Consider the following 6,361-nt stretch of genomic DNA (forward strand, 5'->3'; position numbering starts at 1 on the left):
CTGCTCCTCTACATTTAAATAAGAAATGTATATTGGCCAGAAGTATAGTTGATAAAGAGGCAGTCATGGCAGTTTTCGAGGGAACTTTTACCCAAACGGAGCCTTTGCGGTTTGCAGTGGTGATTGGTCGATTCAATGACCTCGTTACTGGAAAGCTGCTAGAGGGATGTCAAGATTGTTTAAAACGCCACGGTGTAGACCCTAATCCCCAGGGTAATCAGGTGGACTATGTTTGGGTTCCAGGAAGTTTTGAGGTACCTTTAGTAGCTCGCCAATTAGCACTTTCCCATCGTTATGATGCTGTAATTTGTCTTGGCGCAGTCATTCGAGGACAAACACCCCATTTTGATTACGTATCCTCAGAGGTTTCTAAAGGTATTGCCGCCGCTAGCTTTCAAACTGGGGTGCCAGTAATTTTTGGAATTTTGACAGTAGATACTATGCAGCAAGCCTTAGAACGGGCAGGTATAAAAGGTAATCATGGCTGGGATTACGCCCTGAATGCCTTAGAGATGGCTAGCCTGATGCGGCAACTGCGTTCTAACCTTGCAGAGCCATATTCGCGTAATAGCCAGTCTTTGCCAGCCGCTTTTCCAAGTGCCAGCGTTGGCAATTTAACTTTGGAGTCGGAAGAACTCGGCTAGTCCGTCATTAGTCATTTGTCCTTTGTTATTTATTAATGACAAATGACCAATGACTAATGACCAATAACTAAATTAGGGGGTTGACAATTATAGATAAATCTGAGATATTGGTATTCGGGTGATGATCGCGGGTATAGCTCAGTGGTAGAGCGTCACCTTGCCAAGGTGAATGTCGCGCGTTCGAATCGCGTTACCCGCTTCCAACTAAAACCTCTTGAATTTAACAATTCCAAGAGGTTTAGTATTTTTAGGGTGCGTTGAAGTGTTCGTAGATTAGCTCTGCACTCTTGTTACCTGCTCCAATTGTGGACAGGTCAGTCAAGATTAGCCACAATGTATATATAAACAGTTACACACTACAATAAGTGTTTTAGCAATTCCTGCTTTGGAAACACTTGTGAACTGCAAGGAATAGATATTGGATATAGTGCCGATCTAACCTTGAGAACTGATAGTAATATATAGTAGCCCAAAGGATAATCTAAGGTTTGTTGATTTGTGTTGTTTACGAGCGTAGCCTTCCCAAAGGATTTGCTTTAGGAGTGGTCGCGACCTATGCTTAAAATTGTACTAGGTGTGTCAGCATAATAAATCCCAAAAACGCAACCACATTACCTTGAAAGCGACAGATGAAGAGAAGGAAATTTTTAAACAAGATCGCCAGCTACCGGGAAAGATTACAAAGAGATAACTCCGTACTGATTTGGCAATTAGTCGGATACTTAAAGTTAGCTGCATCTACTGTTTGTAATCAGGGCAATGTTTATATCGCCTTTTTATGTGTATAAAGACAGAAGCCTTTAAAGTGTTTACCAAGGCATTATATTCTCATAGTTCCTGTAAAACACGCTCAAGTTATTAGAACGCTTGTGCAATCTAAAAAACCCGAAAAAATCGATTTCAATACCGAATACCCCTGTCCCTGTCGTCGCCGGGGTCAGTTAATTCCGATTACACTGACAGAAGCATTTGGTTGCGATCGCTGTCAGCAAATCTTTGTTGTAGAAGATAATGGTCATGTTCTAGAACAGCTTTCCACCACCTATCCCTACAAACGGGCTTGGCGTTGGATGGGAAATAGTTGGCATGTTGTCCATCCCCGCTTGGGAGAAAGCTATCTGCCTATAGCGCTGGGCATTATTTTCGTGCTAGTGATTATATGGCTGCCTTTAGCACTGCGATTGGCAAATGGTTCCAGCATTATTGCTTGGGCAATGGTGGCGGTGCTATTGGCTATCTTACCAGCACTAATGGTCTGGCTTACCTACAGACGTTAACTCAATGACTGTTGAATTGGATGACCACCCCGAACCGATTACTAGTGCCCAACGGGCCTATCAAGCTTCCCTAAAGTTGGCGCTTACAAAGGGAGCAGACCGGAGTCGTGCAGTATTGGCAATGGCAAAGGCGATTGAGCGCTCATTTGACGACATTCTAGAAGCCAATACCTTGGATTTAGAAGCCAGTCGGGAAATGGCAGTGCCTGAATTGATATTGGACTGGCTGAAGCTGACTCCCACAAGGCTAGAGATGACAGTAGACATTTTACAACGGTTGGGGGAATTATCAGATCCGCTGCGACGCGTTAGAACCGCTGATTATCAACTAGAAGATTCCCAAAGTTACACCCAATTAATGCCCTTGGGAGTGATTGGATTTATTTATGAGGCGTTTCCTGATTTAGGGGCGATCGCAGCGGGTTTTTGTATCAAAACTGGCAATTGTATAATTCTCAAAGGCAGTACCGAAGCTAGCCATTCCAACGCCGCTATCGCTGAAGCACTGCAAAATGCGATCGCAGAAGTTGGTCTAGCTCCCGGCTGTCTAGAACTGATCACAGCAGAACATGGGGCTTCGGTTCGGGATCTAGTCACCCAAGACCAGTACGTGAATTTAGTGATTCCCTACGGACGTTCTAGCTTAGTGCAGCAGGTAGTCCGACAGTCAACTTGCCCAGTTTTAAAGTCGGCGATGGGTAACTGTTACCTCTACTGGTCGCCCAATAGTAGCTTAGAAATGGTGCGCTTGATGATTCTTAATAGCCATCAAAGTGAACCCGATCAAGTCAACGCCATTGAAAAAGTACTAATTCATCGTCAAGCCTTGCCATCATCTTTAGCAGTTTTATGGAACAGCTTAATGGAAAAAGGCTTTGAAATTAAAGGGGATGCAGAACTAGTACAAGCCTTTCCCCAGTTGCAGCTGGTAAAAGAAGGCGAATGGGGAAACCCTTATTTAACTAGGACAGTAGCTTTTAAACTAGTAGATAGCTTAGAAGCTGCGATCGCCTGGATTAATGAATACAGCAGTGGTCATGCTGACTCCATCGTGACTGAATCTTACCAAGAAAGTCGGCAGTTTGCGTTGGGAGTTAACAGTGCCTCTACCTACATCAATACTTCCCCGCGTTTTTCCCGCAACCCCTCGCGGGGAGATTCAGTATTTCTCGGTATGTCTAATCAAAAAGGTCATCGTCGGGGATTTATCAGCCTGGAAACTTTGACCACCGTTAAGCACATTGTTCAGGGAAATGGCAGATTTTAAATAATTCGTAATTTATACAGTATAATTCTGAACTTAAATTATCTTAAATCACCGTGAAGAATTAAATTCCCCACACCTCAACGGTGCTGTCTCCACTCCAAACAAATAGTCTTTGTTCATCTGAGCTAATTGCAAGACGAGTAATTGACGATGAGTGACTTGTGAGACTACAAAGTTCATATCCTGTCCGAATGTTCCACACTTTAATGGTTCCATTTTCTCGACTACCACTAAGTAAAAAGCGTTGATCGTGGCTAACAGTAATTACAGGCATATACCCTGAAAGGCTTAAGGTGCAAATTACTTGTTGGATTTGCCAATCCCATATTTTATACTTTTGGTTAAAGTCTTTTTCTTCAGTTACTAAAACTTGCGAATTTGAATAGATAAAATTATGACCCATGTCGGACATATAAATATAGGAAATTATTCCTTTTAGTTTTATATCCCATAATTCAAAAATTTTTCCGTCAACAGCATTTAAAAATGATTGACCATCTGGGCTAAAGGCAATATACCAAAACCAATCTGAGCGGCGATGTGTAGTGAAGATTTTTTTCTTTGTTTTTAGCTCCCACACTTCAGCATAATCATTACAATGCCAAAGTCCTAAAATGCGATTGTTGGGTGCGATTACGATTTGATCAAATTCCTTAGTTACTTCTGGCTGGAATGTGCATATTACCTGTTGTGTTTGCATATTCCACACTTGAATTATGTTGTTATAATTACAAGTAACTACGGTTTGCAACTCTTGGCTTATATCTACACAAGCTATACTGCGAACTTCATCTGTATACCTCTCAATAGTAAAAAGATACTCAAAAAATAAATATGGATTGTAAAGCTGTAATGCCAGTTTAGCTCTTGGCTCTGTACTTTCCTGAAGTAGCCAATAAGCTGCCTCTTGAACATCAACCTCTGAGTTCTGTAAAGCTTCAATAATCAAGTCTAAGCCAGCTTCCCCATACTCAAAAGCATCTAGAAGGGCATCAATTTTTTGTTCAACCTTTCCATGCGCCAGCAATTGCTTAACTCTTTCAATCCCTCCCAAAACTGCATCGTTAACTGTCATAAATTCTTTACTATTTTGATGGTGGGTCTAAATGCGCCACAAATTTATCCCAGTTTCAATGCCCAATCCCCTAATTCAATTTTAAACTTAACAAAATCTTAATTTCTACTTGATCCTGGTTTGGTAGGTTCCTTGTGTTTGGTTGAGCAGCAATTAGGAAACAAGTCAAATCAAGCCATTGTTTGTGCTTTTGGCAATTGACCCTCCTGAATGCCAACTGTATTTACATCTGGGAAGGGGTGAATATGGAACTTATGGATGGTACACGCCTACTAGCAAATCGTTGCAGACGGCGGGATTTTTTGTTGGGTGCAGGATTCTTAACAGGGTTAACAGTAGCTAGCCAATGGCATCCGGTATTGGCTAACTCAAGGTTTTCTAGCTATCCGTTCAGTCTTGGTGTTGCATCTGGCGATCCTTTGCCGGATGGTGTTGTGATCTGGACACGACTGGCTCCCAATCCACTCTCTGGAGGTGGAATGCCACTGGTAAATGTTCCAGTGCGGTGGCAAGTTGCCCTTGATGAAAACATGAAACGGGTGGTGCGGCGAGGAACAGTACTAGCAACACCAGAGTTAGCACACTCAGTCCACGTTGATGTCCGTGGACTAGACCCTGACCGTTGGTACTGGTATCAATTTAAAGTAAGTAAGGAAGTTAGCCCCATTGGACGAACTCGTACAGCACCAGCATTTTATAGCTATACCCAACAACTGAACTTTGCTTTTGTCTCCTGTCAAGACTGGCAAAATGGCTACTATACGGCTTATCGGCATTTGGCTGAGGAAAATCTCGACCTTGTGGTTCATCTGGGTGATTACATCTACGAATACGGGCCACAGTTTGGTGGGCCGCGCCAGCATAACAGTCCAGAAATCATTACTCTTAAAGACTACCGCGATCGCCACGCCCTCTACAAAACTGACCCAAATCTCCAAGCTGCTCATGCGGCTTTTCCTTGGATTGTCACTTGGGACGATCATGAAGTTGACAACAACTACGCCAACTTAAGCCCCGAAGATAACCAAACCCAAGAGGCTTTTAGAAAACGGCGAGCTAATGCCTACCAAGCTTACTACGAACATATGCCTCTACGTCAGTCTTCATTGCCCAAGGGCCCAGACGCGCTGCTTTATCGGCGATTGACTTTCGGTAATTTAGCTGAGTTCAATGTGCTAGACACGAGGCAGTATCGCACTAATCAACCTTGTGATGATGGAATTAAGCCTCGCTGTCCCCAAGCTTTTGATACAAATGCTACCATGACAGGCTCAGAGCAAGAACAGTGGCTACGAAAAGGGTTAGACCAATCGCGATCGCGCTGGAATGTGATTGCTCAACAGACTATGTTAGCCGAGTACAATTTCAATAGTAGTCCAGGTGTCGGTGTCTTCAATGTGGATCAGTGGGACGGTTACGTGGCTGCACGTAATCGGCTTTTGAGTTTTCTCAACCAGCGCCAACCCTCTAATCCAGTGGTAATTACTGGAGACATCCATTCTAGTTGGGTACACGACCTAAAGCTTGACTTTAATAACCCAAAATCGCCGACGGTAGGCACTGAGTTCGTAGGAACTTCAATTACCTCTGACTTTCCCACCTCATTCATCGCTGCATCTCAAGCAGCCCTAATTAATAATCCCCATACTAAGTTCTTTGATGGTGCTTACCGAGGATACGTGCGCTGCAACCTGACTCCAAAACGCTGGCAAAGTGACTATCGCGTTGTATCAAGCATCGTTGATATGAATGCCTCAGTCAAAACCCTAGCTTCCTTTGTAGTCCAAAACGGACAACCAGGGGCACTTCTAAGTTAAGCAAACCTCATAAGTAATCAAACAAACCCTCCAGATTCTATTTGGAGGGTTTCAATATAGTATTAAATATGATTTCGACCATAACAATATCCTAATTCAGATGTTTTTATCCCACATTTTGCGAATGTTCGGATATAGCAATGCTATCTGAATTATCAAAACTGCAAAAGACTTAAAAAAGGCGGAGGATACAGCATTTACGGCTGTTATGAGGTACAGTAGCAGCAACTAGCAAACCAGTTTCTTAAATGTTGAGGATTTATTAAATTGAGTGCAACTGA

The 6,361-nt window shown here is 42.9% G+C and carries 5 protein-coding genes and 1 tRNA gene; 5 read left to right on the forward strand and 1 reads right to left on the reverse strand.

Translation table 11 applies throughout. From position 1 onward, the window contains the following. The first annotated feature begins 65 nt into the window (after positions 1–65). From ribH to V7K44_RS03780, 4 genes are all read left to right on the forward strand, one after another. Positions 66–644 (forward strand): 6,7-dimethyl-8-ribityllumazine synthase, encoded by a 579-nt coding sequence (gene ribH, locus V7K44_RS03765; protein ID WP_289799467.1) that lies wholly within the window; start codon positions 66–68, stop codon positions 642–644. A 127-nt stretch (positions 645–771) separates the two neighbouring features. Then, positions 772–843: transfer RNA gene (locus V7K44_RS03770), tRNA-Gly, on the forward strand. 670 nt (positions 844–1,513) lie between these two features. Beyond that, positions 1,514–1,921 (forward strand): hypothetical protein, encoded by a 408-nt coding sequence (locus tag V7K44_RS03775; RefSeq protein ID WP_334792789.1) that lies wholly within the window; start codon positions 1,514–1,516, stop codon positions 1,919–1,921. A gap of 4 nt (positions 1,922–1,925) precedes the next feature. Beyond that, positions 1,926–3,188, forward strand: coding sequence for a glutamate-5-semialdehyde dehydrogenase (locus V7K44_RS03780; protein ID WP_334928784.1), 1,263 nt, complete (start codon positions 1,926–1,928; stop codon positions 3,186–3,188). 61 nt (positions 3,189–3,249) lie between these two features. On the opposite strand, the gene V7K44_RS03785 is transcribed toward V7K44_RS03780, so the two are convergent. Beyond that, positions 3,250–4,263, reverse strand: a complete 1,014-nt coding sequence (locus V7K44_RS03785) for a WD40 repeat domain-containing protein (protein ID WP_334928786.1) — start codon at positions 4,261–4,263, stop codon at positions 3,250–3,252. Between the two features lie 245 nt (positions 4,264–4,508). Between V7K44_RS03785 and V7K44_RS03790 the strand changes: the two genes are divergently transcribed. Beyond that, positions 4,509–6,080, forward strand: a complete 1,572-nt coding sequence (locus V7K44_RS03790) for an alkaline phosphatase D family protein (protein ID WP_334928788.1) — start codon at positions 4,509–4,511, stop codon at positions 6,078–6,080. Positions 6,081–6,361 lie beyond the last annotated feature (281 nt).

Origin of the sequence: Nostoc sp. (assembly GCF_036917235.1) — a bacterium.
Lineage (GTDB): Bacteria > Cyanobacteriota > Cyanobacteriia > Cyanobacteriales > Nostocaceae > Nostoc.